Annotated in this window: 18 protein-coding genes; 16 read left to right on the forward strand and 2 right to left on the reverse strand. The window is 55.9% G+C overall.

The genetic code is table 11. The features are described 5' to 3' along the window. The first annotated feature begins 51 nt into the window (after positions 1-51). The 6 genes from KP708_RS13105 to KP708_RS13130 all read left to right on the forward strand — a co-directional run bounded on the left by KP708_RS13105 (position 52) and on the right by KP708_RS13130 (position 7,103). Positions 52-534 (forward strand): Lrp/AsnC family transcriptional regulator, encoded by a 483-nt coding sequence (locus tag KP708_RS13105; protein ID WP_046902047.1) that lies wholly within the window; start codon positions 52-54, stop codon positions 532-534. After that, positions 534-1,655 (forward strand): glycosyltransferase family 2 protein, encoded by a 1,122-nt coding sequence (locus KP708_RS13110; RefSeq protein ID WP_252347491.1) that lies wholly within the window; start codon positions 534-536, stop codon positions 1,653-1,655. Before KP708_RS13105 ends, KP708_RS13110 begins: the two co-directional genes overlap by 1 nt. 1 nt (position 1,656) lies before the next feature. Further along, the gene (locus tag KP708_RS13115) at positions 1,657-3,054 is read left to right on the forward strand and encodes an ArnT family glycosyltransferase (protein WP_371822764.1); all 1,398 of its coding nucleotides are present in this window, start codon (positions 1,657-1,659) and stop codon (positions 3,052-3,054) included. A gap of 49 nt (positions 3,055-3,103) precedes the next feature. Beyond that, positions 3,104-4,024 carry a flagellar motor protein MotB gene (locus KP708_RS13120; RefSeq protein ID WP_215750821.1) on the forward strand — a complete coding sequence of 307 codons (921 nt, stop codon included), beginning with the start codon at positions 3,104-3,106 and terminating at the stop codon, positions 4,022-4,024. Positions 4,025-4,050: 26 nt separating this feature from the next. After that, a complete protein-coding gene (motA, locus tag KP708_RS13125; protein WP_046901396.1) occupies positions 4,051-4,917 on the forward strand; it encodes a flagellar motor stator protein MotA in 867 nt (288 codons plus the stop codon). A 68-nt stretch (positions 4,918-4,985) separates the two neighbouring features. Then, entirely contained in the window at positions 4,986-7,103 is a 2,118-nt protein-coding gene (locus tag KP708_RS13130; protein WP_215750822.1) for a prolyl oligopeptidase family protein, read from the forward strand. 133 nt (positions 7,104-7,236) lie between these two features. Here the strand turns inward: KP708_RS13130 and rpsU are convergent, their stop codons facing one another. After that, on the reverse strand, positions 7,237-7,440 hold the full coding sequence (gene rpsU, locus KP708_RS13135; RefSeq protein WP_007283570.1) for a 30S ribosomal protein S21: 204 nt from the start codon (positions 7,438-7,440) through the stop codon (positions 7,237-7,239). 189 nt (positions 7,441-7,629) lie between these two features. Between rpsU and def the strand changes: the two genes are divergently transcribed. The 4 genes from def to KP708_RS13155 are packed head-to-tail and all read left to right on the forward strand — an operon-like array spanning position 7,630 to position 10,667. Next, positions 7,630-8,142 carry a peptide deformylase gene (gene def / locus KP708_RS13140; protein ID WP_202207319.1) on the forward strand — a complete coding sequence of 171 codons (513 nt, stop codon included), beginning with the start codon at positions 7,630-7,632 and terminating at the stop codon, positions 8,140-8,142. Positions 8,143-8,144: 2 nt separating this feature from the next. Beyond that, positions 8,145-8,627, forward strand: coding sequence for a MarR family winged helix-turn-helix transcriptional regulator (locus KP708_RS13145; protein WP_237389955.1), 483 nt, complete (start codon positions 8,145-8,147; stop codon positions 8,625-8,627). Further along, the gene (locus KP708_RS13150) at positions 8,624-9,322 is read left to right on the forward strand and encodes a response regulator (protein ID WP_215750823.1); all 699 of its coding nucleotides are present in this window, start codon (positions 8,624-8,626) and stop codon (positions 9,320-9,322) included. The genes KP708_RS13145 and KP708_RS13150 overlap by 4 nt, the downstream gene beginning before the upstream one ends. After that, positions 9,300-10,667 (forward strand): ATP-binding protein, encoded by a 1,368-nt coding sequence (locus tag KP708_RS13155; protein WP_202207322.1) that lies wholly within the window; start codon positions 9,300-9,302, stop codon positions 10,665-10,667. The genes KP708_RS13150 and KP708_RS13155 overlap by 23 nt, the downstream gene beginning before the upstream one ends. Positions 10,668-10,675: 8 nt before the next feature. Here the strand turns inward: KP708_RS13155 and KP708_RS13160 are convergent, their stop codons facing one another. Further along, on the reverse strand, positions 10,676-11,248 hold the full coding sequence (locus KP708_RS13160; RefSeq protein WP_215750824.1) for an outer membrane protein assembly factor BamE: 573 nt from the start codon (positions 11,246-11,248) through the stop codon (positions 10,676-10,678). Between the two features lie 108 nt (positions 11,249-11,356). Between KP708_RS13160 and KP708_RS13165 the strand changes: the two genes are divergently transcribed. The 6 genes from KP708_RS13165 to KP708_RS15995 all read left to right on the forward strand — a co-directional run. Beyond that, positions 11,357-11,938, forward strand: coding sequence for a DUF177 domain-containing protein (locus KP708_RS13165; protein ID WP_215750825.1), 582 nt, complete (start codon positions 11,357-11,359; stop codon positions 11,936-11,938). Positions 11,939-12,092: 154 nt separating this feature from the next. Next, on the forward strand, positions 12,093-12,296 hold the full coding sequence (gene rpmF, locus KP708_RS13170; RefSeq protein WP_046901404.1) for a 50S ribosomal protein L32: 204 nt from the start codon (positions 12,093-12,095) through the stop codon (positions 12,294-12,296). Between the two features lie 63 nt (positions 12,297-12,359). Further along, positions 12,360-13,469 carry a phosphate acyltransferase PlsX gene (plsX, locus tag KP708_RS13175; RefSeq protein ID WP_215750826.1) on the forward strand — a complete coding sequence of 370 codons (1,110 nt, stop codon included), beginning with the start codon at positions 12,360-12,362 and terminating at the stop codon, positions 13,467-13,469. 8 nt (positions 13,470-13,477) lie between these two features. After that, complete coding sequence (locus KP708_RS13180; protein ID WP_202207324.1) at positions 13,478-14,446, forward strand: beta-ketoacyl-ACP synthase III; 969 nt, start codon at positions 13,478-13,480, stop codon at positions 14,444-14,446. 72 nt (positions 14,447-14,518) lie between these two features. Continuing rightward, positions 14,519-14,842, forward strand: coding sequence for an integration host factor subunit alpha (locus tag KP708_RS13185; RefSeq protein WP_064273136.1), 324 nt, complete (start codon positions 14,519-14,521; stop codon positions 14,840-14,842). Next, on the forward strand, positions 14,796-15,503 hold a 708-nt coding region (locus KP708_RS15995; RefSeq protein ID WP_305798410.1), incomplete at its 3' end, for a MerR family transcriptional regulator. The genes KP708_RS13185 and KP708_RS15995, both read left to right, overlap by 47 nt.

Consider the following 15,503-nt stretch of genomic DNA (forward strand, 5'->3'; position numbering starts at 1 on the left):
GCATGTGCCATCTTTGCGGACGCTGCCACCTGCCATATACGTCAGATTCAAATGAACGCTTCTTTCTCTTCCATCCCCGTTGAACTGGATGCCATTGACCGGCAGATCATCGCCGAGCTTCAGGCAGACGGTCGTATGACCAATGTGGAGCTGGCCAAACGCGCCGGTATTTCCGCTCCCCCCTGTCTGAGGCGTGTCAGGCGTCTGGAAGAACTTGGCATCATCAAAGGGTATCATGCAGAAGTTGACGCAGCCCTGCTTGGCTGGTCGCTCAATTTTTATGCCCTCATCGGTCTCGATAGCCAAAAGGGAAGTGTTCTGGAGGCATTTGAGGCGCAGGTCGGCGCCTGGCCCGAAACACGCGAATGCCACATGATCCGTGGCGGAGGAGATTTCCTCGTCCGTCTCGTCGCTCGTGATGCTGCCCACCAGAACATTCTGACCCGCCGTCTGACAGACAGTGTCCACGTTGTGCGGGTGCAGACACTCCAGACCATCCATACCAGTCGTGATCTGGCTGGAGTTCCTATCTGATGGCAGAAGCATCCCCAACGGTTAGCGCTGGGATGCTTCTGCCTGCCCGGATCAGCATTATTGTTCCCTGCTATAATGAGGCAGAGAATGTTGTTCCACTTGTCGCAGCTCTGGATGCAGCTCTTGAAGGAGAACGTTGGGAAGTCATTTTTGTTGATGACAACTCCCCGGACGGAACTGCCGAGCGAGTTTCGAAAGTTGCGAACAATGATCCTCGTGTAAGGGTCATCAAAAGGGTAGGACGTCGGGGTCTCTCATCCGCTGTTATCGAGGGTTTTCTGTCGTCCAGCGCACCGTATGTGGCGGTCATGGATGGGGACCTGCAGCACGACGAGACTGTTCTGCCCAAAATGCTGGCAGATCTTGATGCCGGCTCCGATATTGTTGTCGCCAGCCGCCACGTAGAAGGCGGAGACAATGCCGGGCTGGCAGGTTATTGGCGGCATCTCCTGTCAGACACCGGAATTCGCGCTGCTCAATCGGTTTTGCCGCACCGCCTTACTGATCCGATGAGCGGGTTCTTTGCCATGCGGCGAGAGCTTTTTCAGACTGTTCTTCCAAAACTTTCCGGAACTGGTTTCAAGATCCTGCTGGATTTGGCGATGTCTGCGCCAAAGTCCGTGAAGATCACGGAAGTACCCTTTGTTTTCCGTCCGCGCCTTGCGGGAGAAAGCAAGCTGGATGTCGTTGTTCTTCTCCAGTTCGCAATGATGATTCTGGATAAAGTCACGCATGGCTGGCTGCCATCCCGTTTTCTGGCGTTTGCGCTGGTTGGGCTTGTTGGCGTGGTCGTGAATGTTGCCGTGATGCAGATTGCCCGACTGGGAGGAATGGATTTTTCTCAGTCTCAACTGGTTGGAACGGCCGTTGCCATCCTGACAAATTTCCTGCTCAACAACCGTCTGACCTATCATGACCGCCGCCTGAAGGGTGCGAAGATGTGGGTGGGATTAATTATTTTCTTCGCCGTCTGTTCTCTCGGGGCGGCCGCTAATATCGGGGTGGCCCGTATGGTGCTGCACGATGTTGGCCATGGGCACTGGGACCGTGCGTCTGCCGCTGGGGCCGTGATCGGTGTCGTCTGGAATTATGCTGTGTCTTCCACTCTCATCTGGCGCTGACGTGACTGATAATTTCAAGAAGCAGGCCAGCCTGTTCTGGGCGCTTCTTGTTGCTCTGACTGTGACGCGCCTCGGATTGGCAGCATTTTTGCCGCTCACACCTGACGAGGCTTACTATTGGGTGTGGTCCCGCCATCTTCAGGGTGGCTATTTCGACCATCCTTTCATGGTGGCTCTCTGGATCAGAATTGGAACATGGCTTGCTGGTGACACGCCTCTGGGGGTGCGTCTGCTTGGGCCGCTTTCCGTTCTTCCGGGAAGCTGGGCGCTGTACCATGCGGCCAAGCTGCTGCTCCCGTCCCGCCCTTGGCCGTTATCGGGCTTTCAGGCCGTTCTTCTCCTGAATGCAACGCTGATGCTCGGACTTGGATCGGCGACCATGACGCCGGATACACCGCTGGTATTTTTTGTTTCGGTGTCTCTTTTTACACTCGGGAAAGCCGTCTCGTCATCAGGGGGCAGAACAACCGGCTGGTGGCTGTTAACAGGTGTTTTGCTCGGTCTTGCCTTCGATTCAAAATATACCGCTGTTCTGATCGGTTTAGCCCTTGGGGTTACAGTTCTCACGACCCCGAGGCTCAGGAAGCAAGCTGGTCCATGGCTGGCAATTCCGCTTTTGATCATCACGACGACCCCAGTTCTTCTCTGGAATGCATCCCATCATTGGGTCAGCCTGCTGAAACAGGGCGGACGAGCAGGCGACTGGCATCTGGCTCGTGCATCCCAGTTTCTGCTGGAGCTTCTCGGAGGTCAGATTGGTCTGGCGACCCCCCTTGTTTTCGGGCTCTTTGCTCTGGGTGGCTGGGCGTGCATCAAACGGAACAGGCTTCTGGCATGGCTAAGCCTTCTGCCTCTCGCTGTGTTTGTCACGCATGCTCTGGGCGATCGGGTGCAGGCAAACTGGCCGGCTGTTGTTTATCCCGTCCTGGCTTTGGCTGCGATAGAAGCCGGCCGGAGTGTTCGGTGGCCGGTCATCAGCGGAATAGTCTTGACCGTGCTGGTTTATGGGCAAGCCGTTTTCTCTCCGTTGCCGTTTCCCGCCGCTAAAGATCCGATCCAGCGACAGACGGCTGGATGGCCCGATTTCAGTCAAAAACTTGTCGCTCGTGCTCAGGAGACGGGAGCATCCGCTTTCGTGGCTGAAGAGTATGGTCTCGCATCTCAACTCGCTTTGACACAGAACAGCCTTCCGGTGCTGGGGTCAGATCCGAGGTGGAGCCTGTTTTCTTTTCCGGCTGCCACGGTGCCGTTCGGGTTAAAAATTGAAGAGCTTCACCGCATTCCTGCCGTGCTGGATCAGGACACGCTGTGTCGCCAAAGCCATGGCCATAATGTTCGCTGTTATCGCGTTGACGTTGTGAAAATGCCGTCTGGTGTGCAGTTGCCAAGGCGGACTTAAAGCTCTCCTTAACCTTTGATTGCCATACTGACCTCTCTCAGGAGGCAGCATGTCGAAAGCAAACGGCAAGGACGAGCGCAGGATCATCATCAAGCGTTTTGAAGTTGTAGAAGGTGGCCATCACGGCGGAAGCTGGAAGATTGCCTATGCGGACTTCGTGACGGCCATGATGGCGTTCTTTCTGGTCATGTGGCTCATCAATGCCACAACAGAAGAGCAACGTAAGGGCATCGCTAATTTCTTTAATCCGATAGCAGTTCAGCAGGACGCACCACCCAAACTGAGCGTCATGCCCGATCTCTCCCCCATCGCGTCCTCTGATCGCCCTATGGCCGTCAAGCCCGGTCAGGCCGCGGGGCCAAATCCAGATGACGGTTCATCAGGACAGAAACATCTTCCCCAAAAAGATGCGGAAAAGCACAGCGCACAGATTGTAGTTCTGCGTGATGGACAGATCGAGCCAGGAGAGCCCGTATCCGGCCAAGGGGCATTCCCCCACAAGCAGGCCTTCCAGAATGCTGCCGATCAGATCACTAGAGCCCTGAATGCCCCGTCACAACTGACAGACGTGCGCGATCATGTTTCCGTTAAGGTTGGTGATGACGGGTTGCATGTGGAGATTGCAGATTCCGAGCATCAGCCAATGTTTGCGCTGGGCTCTGCTACTCCAACGCCGCGTGCCCTTCAACTCCTGAAGCTAGTCGCTCCTTATCTTGAAAAGCTCCCCGGACACCTCTCCATTGCCGGATACACGGATGCGGCGCCTTACAAAACCGGTTTGCCATCCAACTGGAGCCTGTCCAGCAGCCGTGCGGTTGCGGCGAGGGATGTTCTTGTCCAGGCGGGCTTTCCAGACCGACGCCTGCAAACCGTTAGCGGCTACGCCGATAGAAACCTTTTTGATCATGCCAATCCGCTGAGTCCACGGAACAGACGCGTCGTTCTGGTTCTGTCTCCCGATCAACCATAATCAAGTCGCCACTCAGGAAATATTGAATGTTTATTCTTATCGGCCTTGGTGTCGTTCTGGCCTGCGTGTTTGGCTCCTTCGTGGCATCAGGCGGCGCCATAGGTCCATTGCTTGCATCCATGCCCTTTGAACTCCTGACGATCCTGGGAGCAGCAATCGGCACATTTGTCATGGCCAACTCAATTTCCGCTGTGAAACACCTTCCGGCCGGTTTGAAGAAAGCCATGAAAGGCTCGCAGTACGGTCGACAGGATTATCTTGAACTTTTGGGTCTGCTGTTCCACGTGACCAAACTCGCAGCCAGCAAGGGAATGATGGCTATTGAGAGCCACATTGAAGATCCTCAGGGTAGTACGATCTTTGGAGCTTTCCCGAAAATTCGCGACAATGGACAGGTCTGTTCCTTCATCTGTGACTACCTGCGGATGGCGGGCATGAATGCGACAGATCCGTTCCAGATGGACGACGTGATGGGACGGGAGCTTAAAAAGAACCTGCGGGAGGAGATGCATCTTCCTCACGCACTGCAATCCGTTTCGGATGCTCTTCCAGCTCTCGGAATTGTTGCTGCCGTTCTCGGTGTGATCAAGACTATGGCATCCATCAGCAAGCCTCCTATCGTGTTGGGCGAGATGATTGCTGGTGCGCTTGTCGGAACGTTCCTCGGTATTCTGCTGGCATATGGCATTGTTGCCCCGATTGCAGGCCGTCTGGGGGGTGTTGTGGAAGAAGAGGCGTCTTACCTTGATTTGGTTCGTTCCGTCATTGTCGCGCATCTGCAAGGGAATGCGCCCCAGGTCAGTGTAGAAATCGGCCGCAAAAGCATTCCCTGTGACCTCATGCCGACCTTTCAGGAGGTGGAAGAGGCTGTTAGTGCCGTTGCCGTGGGGTGAGGTTGTTTTCCCGCGGGTGATCTTTACGATGCCGTCATCACTATGAATGACGGCCGAAAGGATCAGGCATGCGTCCCTCCGCACTGCGGGCTCTCTGTCTCTTACTTCCTCTTTTTCCTTTTGCGTCGGTACAGGCTGCTACGGCCACTCCCTCAAGGGCTCAGCTTGAGCAGGTCGATGGCGGAGCAGCTCTTCACTGGGTGAAGGCTGAAAACAAAAAAACACAGGACGCTCTGGCTTCTGACCCCAGATACAAGCCGCTTTATGATCGGATCCTCTCGGCTCAGCAGTCACCGGATCGTCTCGCTGTTCCCACGCAAATGGCGGGAGAGATCTGGAATTTCTGGCAGGACAAAGTTCATGCCCGCGGGGTCTGGAGAAGTACTTCAGAGGCTGATTTCAAAAGCGGACATCCGCTATGGAAGATGCGCTTTGACTTGGATGAGCTTTCTCGGTCTGAACATGCCAACTGGGTTATGGAAGGGCTGAACTGTCTGGAACCAGCAGATCGGATCTGCCTTCTGGGCTTGTCCAATGCGGGTGAAGACGCGCACGAACTGCGAGAATACGACACGAGCACCAATCAGTTTGTGCAGAACGGTTTTCGGCTGCCAAACGGGAAGCAGGCGGTCGCGTGGCTCGATAAGGATACAGTCCTGGTCTCTCGAGACTGGGGTACGACCGATGCTGGTCTGACAACGTCAGGGTATCCATATGTTGTCCGTGCCCTGAAGCGCGGGCAGAGCCTGTCTCAGGCTCAGGAAGTGTTCCGTGGAACCGGTCAGGACATGGAAGTCGTTCCCACTGTCCTGAGGGACGGGCAGGGGCATCAGGTCGTCCTGATCGACCGGCACAAGGATTTTTTCCATAGCGAAGTTGAACGCCTGGATCCGGGAACGCTTAAAACGAGCCAGCTTCCCATGCCGGAAAAATATGACGGTCTGAGCTATCAGGATGGCCAACTGGTCTTCCATCTGCTCCAGGACTGGCCCACGGCGAAGGGGACAATCCCAGCAGACAGCGTTGTCGCGGTAGATCCAGATCATCCTCAGGCCCCTGAGATCATTGTCACCCCGACCAAGCGGCAGACCATCGGGGATGGGATGGATGGCGCTATTGCGGCGACCAAGGATGGTCTGATCGTTGTTATGTATGACAATGTTCAGCCGGTACTGATGCTCTATCGCCGGGGTTCGAACGGACATTGGTCTGGTCGGAGCATTGAGCTGCCCAAGAACATGGCCGCCAGTATTGTCTCCTCTGATCCCCACAGCTCAGAAGCATATCTCCAACTCGAAGGCTTCATTCAGCCGCCGCAGATCTGGAGCGTCAACACAGCCAGGCAGAACACCCAGCTTCTCTATAGCCAGCCCGAGCTGTTTGATTCGTCCAAGCTCACGGTTGAGCAGCTTTTTGCGCCCAGTAAAGACGGAACGCAGGTCCCGTACTTTGTCGTGCATGCGAAAGACTGGACGAAGAATGGTGCCAACCCCACGCTCATGACCGCCTATGGTGGCTTTGGCCTCTCATATCTGCCTGTCTACCACCCAGACCTTGGTATCACGTGGTTCGAGCGTGGTGGGGTGTACGTGATGGCAAACATCCGGGGTGGCGGAGAGTTCGGCCCCGCCTGGCATGAAGCCGCGCGTCACGCAGGGCGCCAGTCTGCCTATGATGACTTTGCATCAGTAGCCCGAGACCTGTTTTCCCGAAACATTACGTCGGCCAAGCGTCTGGGTATTCGTGGGCGATCTAATGGTGGCTTGCTGATGGGGGTAGAATTCACGCAGCATCCGGAGCTGTGGAACGCGACCATCATCGGTGTGCCGTTGCTCGATATGCTGAATTATGAGCACATGGCGGCAGGCGCCTCATGGGCGGCTGAATACGGAAGTGTGTCTACATCCGAGGGAAAAGCGTTCTGGGATAAGACCTCACCGCTTCAGGCCTTAAAGCCAGATGTAAGCTATCCAACACCATTCATTTTCACTTCAACCCGAGATGATCGTGTTGGCCCTGTGCATGCCCGCCTGTTTGCGGCGCGCCTTCAGGAGCTTCACATACCCTTCTTCTATTATGAAGATACGGAAGGTGGCCACGCCGGGACTGTCAATGCCGCTGAAGTAGCGCATGAACGGGCTCTGGAGGCGATTTATCTGAGCCGTAGGCTGATGGATCCACGCTGAAAAGGGGATGTCTGTTTCCTCGCCGTAAAAGGTGAGGAGGCAACTCCCAGAATTTTGGTATGTAAGGCAATAAAAAAAGCCGCGCCCCCAAGGGCTGCGGCTTTTCTCGTCCGTTCAGATAACGGGAAGGACTTTAGAAGCCTTCACGCTCCAGACGCTTGCGCTCCATCTTGCGAGCACGACGAACAGCTTCTGCTGCTTCGCGGGCGCGACGCTCAGAGGGCTTCTCGAAGTGGCGACGCAGCTTCATCTCACGAAACACGCCTTCGCGCTGCATCTTCTTCTTGAGCGCCTTTAGCGCCTGGTCAACATTATTGTCACGAACGAGTACCTGCACGGTGCCGTCAACTCCTTCTGGGCCCGCCTTTAGCGTCACCCGTGATATGGCAATCCAATTGGGATGGAGGCCTTAACACACTCTTTTGGAGATGTGCAATTCATTCGATGGTGCTTGTGCTGATTTTTATCCATGCGCAATCTGCGGCGGATTTGTGCGTTAACGTTCTGCAACTGATCGAGGAAGCTCATGGCTCTGCTCAAGATTGCCCGTATGGGCCACCCTGTCCTGCACCAGGTCGCAGAACCCGTTTCTGACCCAACATCCCCGGAAATCCGCCATTTGATCAAAGACATGCTCGACACAATGGTCGATGCGAATGGTGCCGGGTTGGCTGCTCCGCAGGTTCATCACCCCCTGCGTCTTTTCGTCTATCGTGTGCCGGCGAACCGGGTTTCGGACCCTGAACAGGCCATGTTACCGCGTGTTTTGATCAATCCGGAAATTACACCTCTTGGTGAGGAGATGATGATTTGCGGTGAAGGTTGCCTCTCGATTCCGGGGCTGAGGGGTGATGTTATCCGTCATGCCAAGGTCCATTATCGTGGTGTGGATGAGAATGGAGACGTGGTCGAAGGCGAGGCGGTCGGTTTTCATGCCAATGTTCTTCAACATGAGAACGATCATCTGGATGGCATCCTGTACCCGCAGCGCATCGAGGATTTCAGTCGCTTCGGATATGTTGAGGAAATAGTCCGGTGACAATGCGCCTTCCGGACGGACCACCTTCTGCGACTGCCCATCTTTACCTTCGTGAAGAACAGATCCGTCAGTCCTACGAAGCGCTCATGCTTGCGTGGCGCAGTCTCAATTCCGAGTGTGAGACGTTGCTGCGAGAGAATGGGCTGGGCTCGGCGCATCACAGAATTCTTTTTCTGGTTGCGGCTCACCCCGGGATCACTCCCAGCGCTCTGCTGGCCAGCCTCGGGATTACAAAGCAGTCCCTGGGCCGTGCCTTGGGAGACCTACGTGATCGAAACTTTCTGGTGCAGGAAGAAGACCGTCATGATCGGCGCAAGCGTCCGCTCAAACTCACGCCTGAGGGGGAGGCGATTGAGCGACAGCTTTTTCAGCTGATTCGTGAAGTCATGACGAAAGCTTACAGGGAGGCAGGAGTAACGGCGGTTGAGGGGTTCAAGCGCGTTCTTTCGCCTCTTCAGATTGCGCCGGGAGGAGGGTTTCGATGAGTGACGAGCATATTCTTGTTGTCGATGATGACTCGCGCCTGCTCAGGCTCTTGCAGCGTTATCTCGCTGAAAACGGTTATCGGGTCACAACGGCACAGGATGCCCGTCAGGCCCGTGAGGTTTTGCAACTGATCCAGCCTGATGCCATCGTTCTGGACGTCACCATGCCGGGCGAAGATGGGGTTTCGTTAACACGGGCGCTCAGGGCTGAGGGTTTGTCGTTACCGATTCTTCTGCTTACAGCTCGTGGCGAACCCGCGGATCGGATCGACGGACTGGAATCCGGTGCTGATGATTATCTTGGGAAGCCGTTTGAGCCGCGGGAGCTGTTGCTTCGCCTGCGGGCACATCTACGAAGGATTACGCCCGCCGTATCTACGGTTTCCGAAGTGCCCTCCGTTCTGCGGCTGGGAGCGCTGGAATTTGATGTGCCGCGTGGCCTCCTCACTGGCCCGGATGGCCCCGTTCATCTGACGGGAGGAGAGGCTGCCCTGCTGGGAGTGCTGACCTCCCGCCCTGGTGTCGTCATGTCACGTGAGGAAATCGCCAAGGCGCTCGACATGGATGAGATTGGCGAGCGTGCTGTGGACGTGCAGGTAACGCGTCTCAGGCGGCGCATTGAGGTTGACCCCAAGGAGCCACGTTTTCTCCATACGGTTCGCGGGAAGGGTTATGTTCTCAAACCCGGGATCTGAAGATCGCTGGGGGCGACTGGATCGCCCGCTGCGACGTGTTCTGCCGCGCTCTTTGCTGGGACGATCCATGTTGATCGTTCTGACGCCACTACTCGTCACGCAGGCAATCGTCCTGATCCTGTTTTACGGAACATATCTGAATGTCGTCTCCCGGCGCCTGTCTGATGGCATCACGGGGGAGGTATCGCTCGTCATGTCGATGCTGGAGCGTACCCCCGAGCAGGATCGACGCGAGGCTCTTCTCCGGGATGCTTCAGCTAGAACCCAGCTTGAATTCGTTTTCCATCCGAAGGCGACTTTAAGTCGTGAAGGAACGAATCACGTCCTCGGTCCGATTGATGATGATTTTGAGCGTGCTCTGCATCAGGGGCTGGGGCGACCCTTTTTTGTAGACTGGTCTGCCGTTCCGGAAACCGTCAGAGTCTCTATCGCATTGCCTGACGGTGTGCTGGACGTTCTGACGCCTCATAAGAGGCTCAGTATCGGCCCGATCTGGATGTTCGTTGCGTGGGCATTCAGCAGTTCGGCACTTCTTTTCATTATTGCAGCACTGTTCATGCGCAATCAGGTGCGTGCCATCCGTCGGCTTGCTCAGGCTGCGGAGCTTTTCGGATTGGGGCGCGACGAGGGCGCTATCCGCCCACAGGGCGCGCGTGAGGTGCGTCAGGCTGCCATCGCGTTCAACCGCATGCAGGATCGCGTTAATCGGTTTGTCGCGCAAAGGACGGCGGTTCTGGCGGGGGTTTCCCATGATCTGCGGACCCCCTTAACGCGATTGCGCCTTAGTATGGCAATGCTTCCGACGAAGGGGCGCATCCAGGCGGAAGATATTCAGCCCGATATTCAGGATATGGTCACTGATATCGAAGATATGGAGCGGCTGATCGGCAGCTACCTGTCTTTTGCGCGTGGAGAGGGATCTGAACGCCCTGTTCCAACGGATTTACGATCCCTTATTGACGAGGTCGCTGTGGCTGCAAAACGTGCCGGCGGTCAGGTTCTGGGGGTCGAAGGGCGGGAAGGGATTGAAATACCTGTACGCCCGGATGCTCTAAAGCGCGCGCTCACCAATCTGGCAGACAATGCCCGACGGCATGGGGGTGCCATGCGAATTTCCCTTTGGGAAGGGGAGCGAAGGGTCGAGATTACAGTGGAAGATAACGGTCCCGGCATTCCACCTGATCAGCGAGAGACAATTTTGCACTCAGCGCGATCAGGAAGTAATGGGGGAAGCGGTCTGGGGCTGACGATTGTCCGCGACATCATTCATGCCCATGGAGGCACGATTAGATTGCTCGAAAGCCCGCTTGGCGGACTGGGCGTTCTGCTCAGCCTGCCAAAATAAGCGGAAGATCAGGGTAGGGTATTACCCGCACCACCATTGCCAGTGCCCTGGTTGCCCAGTGGGCCTTGGCTGCCACCAAACGTGCTGCTCATGTTGCTCATTGGGTTGTAACGGCCAACGTTACCCAACAGCTCCTGAATGACCGACGTCTTGGTGCCCGGTGTTGGGGTTGTGGCGCCCACCATGCCGACGCGGATGGAATCCTTGCGGTTCAGGGTGTCCATCTTCCGCAGCACGCCAGAATTGTCGAAATTCAGAACCACAACCTGCTGCTTGTCCACGGTTGGAAAACCGAGCGGCGTTGGAGACGTGATCATGGACACATAGATCCATGTGTTGTCGTCAAAGGTTGCGTGTGCGGTCGGAGAGCCGAGGCTGTCGAGCACGTCAGACCGTGTGCTGGTGCCTGGAACCAGCTGGGCATAGTCGGTCTTCTCGATGAGCGAACCGCGCGGTTCGGGAATCGGGCTGAATACCGAGCATCCTCCCAGAAGGAGCGGAGCACAGGCCAAGCCGGTGAGGCCAAGGCGTTGCACAAGACGTGTTCTGCTTTTAGCCGTCAGAAAAGATGCGTTATTCATGGAACCGGAAACTATCCTGTGCAAGAGAACCGCTCAACCCTGCGGGTGCCTTAAACGATACCTGCCTGTCAACGATTTCCCCTATGTAACCGGGGATGGAGTGCTCAAATGTCTCATTCTCCCGAATTTTCACGTCGTATCCCCCTGAGTCGGGTAGGGGCAGGAACAGAAGAAACCGTGACGGCAACCCCGCAGGAGCGTGAAGCCCTGGCGCGGCGGTTTGGTATTCCGGCAGTGCATCATCTTGAGTGTCGCTTCGTTCTGACACCTGAAAGCAAGACCGAAATTCTTGCCCAGGGCCGTCTGACCGCGAAAGTGACACAGGAATGCGTCATCACGGCAGAAAAATTTGATGATGTGCTCGCCGAGACCTTTGTTCTGCGGTTCATTCCGGAATCCCAGATGCCGGAAGATGAATTCGACATCGATTCCATTAATCTGGATGCCCCTGACGACGTTCCGCATGATGGCAGGGCGCTAGACATTGGCGAGGCCGCTGCCGAACAACTGGCCCTGATGCTGGACCCATATCCCCGTCTTCCGGGTGCCGGTCTGGAAAATGCTGTTGACGTGGCCCCTGCGGAAGGGGAAGAAGGGGACGATCAGTCCGAGGACCTGCCTGAGTCAGAGCGTCGCCCAAACCCATTTGCAGCGCTCGTGGGTCTGAAGAACGGGGATAAAAAAGAATAAAATCCCTCGCTTTAGCTTGCGGGTTTGCGTTTGCTCTGCTAGAGCCGCCCGCCTGAACTCGGCGTAAATACGAGACGACGAACAACGGGGCACCGGATGCCGCTGGGAGCGGAGCAAGGGTGCCGACACAGAAGCAGAAAGAGGCATAAAAGCCATGGCCGTCCCTAAAAGAAAGACCTCGCCGTCCCGTGCTGGCATGCGTCGCAGCCACCATGCCCTGCAGGCTGAAGCGCATGCGGAATGCGCGAACTGCGGCGAACTGAAGCGCCCGCACCACGTTTGCAGCCATTGCGGTCATTACGATGGTCGTGAAGTTGTTGCAGCAGGCAAGAGCCTGAAGACGGCCGTCCGCGCCTGATCTCTTCTGCGGGTGCTCTGATGGAGTATCCGCATCTGCGATGCTGTCCGGGAAACTGTCTTAATGTCTAAAGCGCCTGTCACGCCTGTTCGTGACGCCGCGGCCCTAGGGCCTTATGCCCTTGCCGTCGACGCAATGGGGGGAGACAGGGCACCGGATATCGTCCTCGCTGGTCTCGAACTGGCGGCTGATCGGCATCCGACAGCCAGACTGCTCCTGATCGGAGATGAGACGGTTTTGAAACCGGCTCTGGCACGATATCCCAAAGCTGCCCGCATCTGTGACATCCGTCACGCTCCAGCCAGTATTCCAATGGAAATGAAGCCAACCGCAGCTCTGCGCGTTCGTGGCTCTTCCATGCGTATGGCTATGGAGGCTGTATCCTCTGGCGAGGCCTGTGGCGTCGTCTCTGCTGGAAACAGCGGAGCGATGCTGGCCTTGGCCAAGATTATCGTCAAAGCGCTTCCTGGAATTTCCCGCCCTGCGATGGTTGCTGTGCAGCCTTCTGCGCGCGGTGACACGGTTATGCTGGATCTGGGCGCTAACATCGCGTGTGACGCCCGAAATCTGGTAGAATTCGCCGTTATGGGCGAGGCTTTTGCTCAGGCCGCGCTGGGTTTGCCGAAGCCTACAGTCGGGCTCCTGAATGTCGGATCAGAAGACCTTAAGGGTGACGAAAGGTTGCGTCAGGCCGCTGAACGTCTGCGTGAAAGCGCTCTGGCGGAGCAGTTTCATGGCTTTGTTGAAGGCCATGACATTACCGCTGGGACGACGGATGTGGTTGTCACGGATGGCTTCACGGGAAATGTTGCTTTGAAGACAGGCGAGGGGGCTTTGAAGCTTGCTTTCGGCCTGCTGAAGCGTGTTTTCGAAACCAACCTTCTGACCCGTATCGGCTATTTGCTGGTCCGCCCCGGCCTGGAGCGGATGCGGGAATGGATTGACCCCCGGCGTTACAATGGCGCTGTTTTTGTCGGGTTGAATGGCGTTGTTGTGAAATCCCATGGTGGCGCAGATGGTGAAGCTTTTGCCGCAGCCGTCGATATCGCAATGGATGCCGTAACCCATAACCTGAACGACAAGATCCGTGCCCGTCTGGATCAGCTCGGTATGCTGGGAGCTGATGTGGCTTCTGCTGCTACCAGCACGGTCGCCCAAGAACCTGTGAGCTGAGAAACTTTATGTCCGGTCCCCTTCGTGCCCGCCTGACAGGCGTGGGTGGCTATCTGCCACGTACGATTGTCACGAATGATGATCTCGCTCAGAAGATCGAAACATCTGACGAATGGATCCGGACGCGCACTGGCATTACGCAGCGTCATATTGTTTCAGGTGATGAAACCACAGCATCCATGGCCGCCGAAGCCGCGCGCCAGGCTCTTGAACAGGCCGGTGTAAGTGCTGATGAAGTTGATGCCATTCTTGTGGCGACCTCGACGCCTGATCAGGTTTTCCCCGCAGTAGCAACGCAGGTGCAGGCCCTTCTTGGAATAACCAGAGGGTTCGGCTTCGACATCAGTGCCGCATGTTCGGGTTTTGTCTACGCCTTGGCCTCGGCAAATTCGTTCATTCAATCAGGGTTGGCAAAAAAGGTTCTCGTAATTGGAAGCGAGGTCTTTTCCCGATTGCTGGATTGGAATGACCGCACAACCTGCGTTCTGTTCGGAGACGGTGCTGGCGCTGTACTTCTGGAAGCCGGAGCTGAAGAAGGTGAGGGTGTTCTCTCGACCCATCTTCATTCTGACGGTCGATCTGGGGACATTCTTTACGTTGACGGGGCAGTAGGCTGCGCAGGCACGACTCAACATCTCAAAATGCTTGGGCGAGAAGTATTTCGTCATGCGGTTGTTAAGCTATCCCAGGCTGTTGATGAAGCGCTAGAAGCCAACAACCTGACGGGGCAGGATATTCAGTGGCTCGTACCGCATCAGGCCAATCTCCGTATTATTGACGGTATGGCCAAAAAGCTGGCTCTTCCTGCTGATCGTGTTGTGGTGACAGTAGACCGTCACGCTAACACGTCTGCCGCTTCCATACCGTTGGCTCTGAACGAAGCTGTCAGAGACGGTCGTATCCAGAAGGGCGATCTTGTTCTGATGGAAGCGCTGGGTGGCGGTTTGACCTGGGGTTCTGCGCTCGTTCGCATGTGAGGCGGCGCATCGTCTTTCAAGGTTAACGATTGATTCCTTTGACTGTTCTGAACGTCATGATACGCATGTGTCATGAGTACAGTCACGCGCGCGAATCTTGTCGAGCACATCTATAGCCGTGTTGGGCTGTCCCGGCACGATTCCTCCATGATTCTGGAAAGTGTGTTGGAGAAAATTTCCTCCACACTTGAAGCAGGTGAGTCCGTGAAGCTGAGCGGCTTCGGGACCTTCTCTGTTCGCCAGAAGGGAGAACGCATTGGGCGAAATCCCAAGACCGGGGTTGAGGTTCCAATCTTGCCTCGCGCTGTCTTGGTGTTTCGGTCTTCGCAGCTTCTGCGGGACCAGATGAATGGCGTGGAAAGCCATGCTGACGATGTGGACGACGCAGATGATTGATACCACTTCGAACAATGGCGCTGATTTCTCCGACGATAATCTGGCTGATTCTGGCGCTGGGAAAATCAAAAAGGGCCCAGACGCTTACAGAACCATCAGCGAGGTCGCGGAGGAGCTCCATATTCCGCAGCATCGACTGCGTTCGTGGGAAACTCTCTATCCGGGTGTGAAGCCATTTCGTGGGGAGAGTGGGCGCCGTTATTACAGCCCTGAACACGTCGAGACGCTTCGTCTTATTTCCGATCTTCTCTACGTACAGGGCTATAAGGGCCAAGGCGTTCTGCGAGTTTTAAGAGAAGAAAAAGCTCGGAAATCTCTAGAAAATCGTACTATTTTTCCTAAGGCAGAGGAGAATATTGCGAGTGTTCATGCAGCGCCCGCTCCAGTTGAGGGGCCAGTTTTAGGAGACGCTGCGGATGATATTATCTTTCCCGAAGCTCCGGCGGTACCAGAGATCTCTAGTCCTCCTGAACTGAAAGAAGAGAGTGTCGCCGTTAGTGAGACGGCAGTGCTTCACGACGAAGAAGACGTATCGCTTTCAGAGTATCGCGAAGCTCTTGAACCTGAAGAAAAGGCGGATCAGGTGCTTGACGAGTGTCTAACGGGAAGGACATTTGCCGAAGCCGAAGCCGAAGCCGAAGCCGAAGCCGAAGCCGAAGCC

It is taken from the genome of Gluconobacter sp. P5H9_a (genome assembly GCF_018812085.1).
Taxonomy (GTDB): domain Bacteria; phylum Pseudomonadota; class Alphaproteobacteria; order Acetobacterales; family Acetobacteraceae; genus Gluconobacter.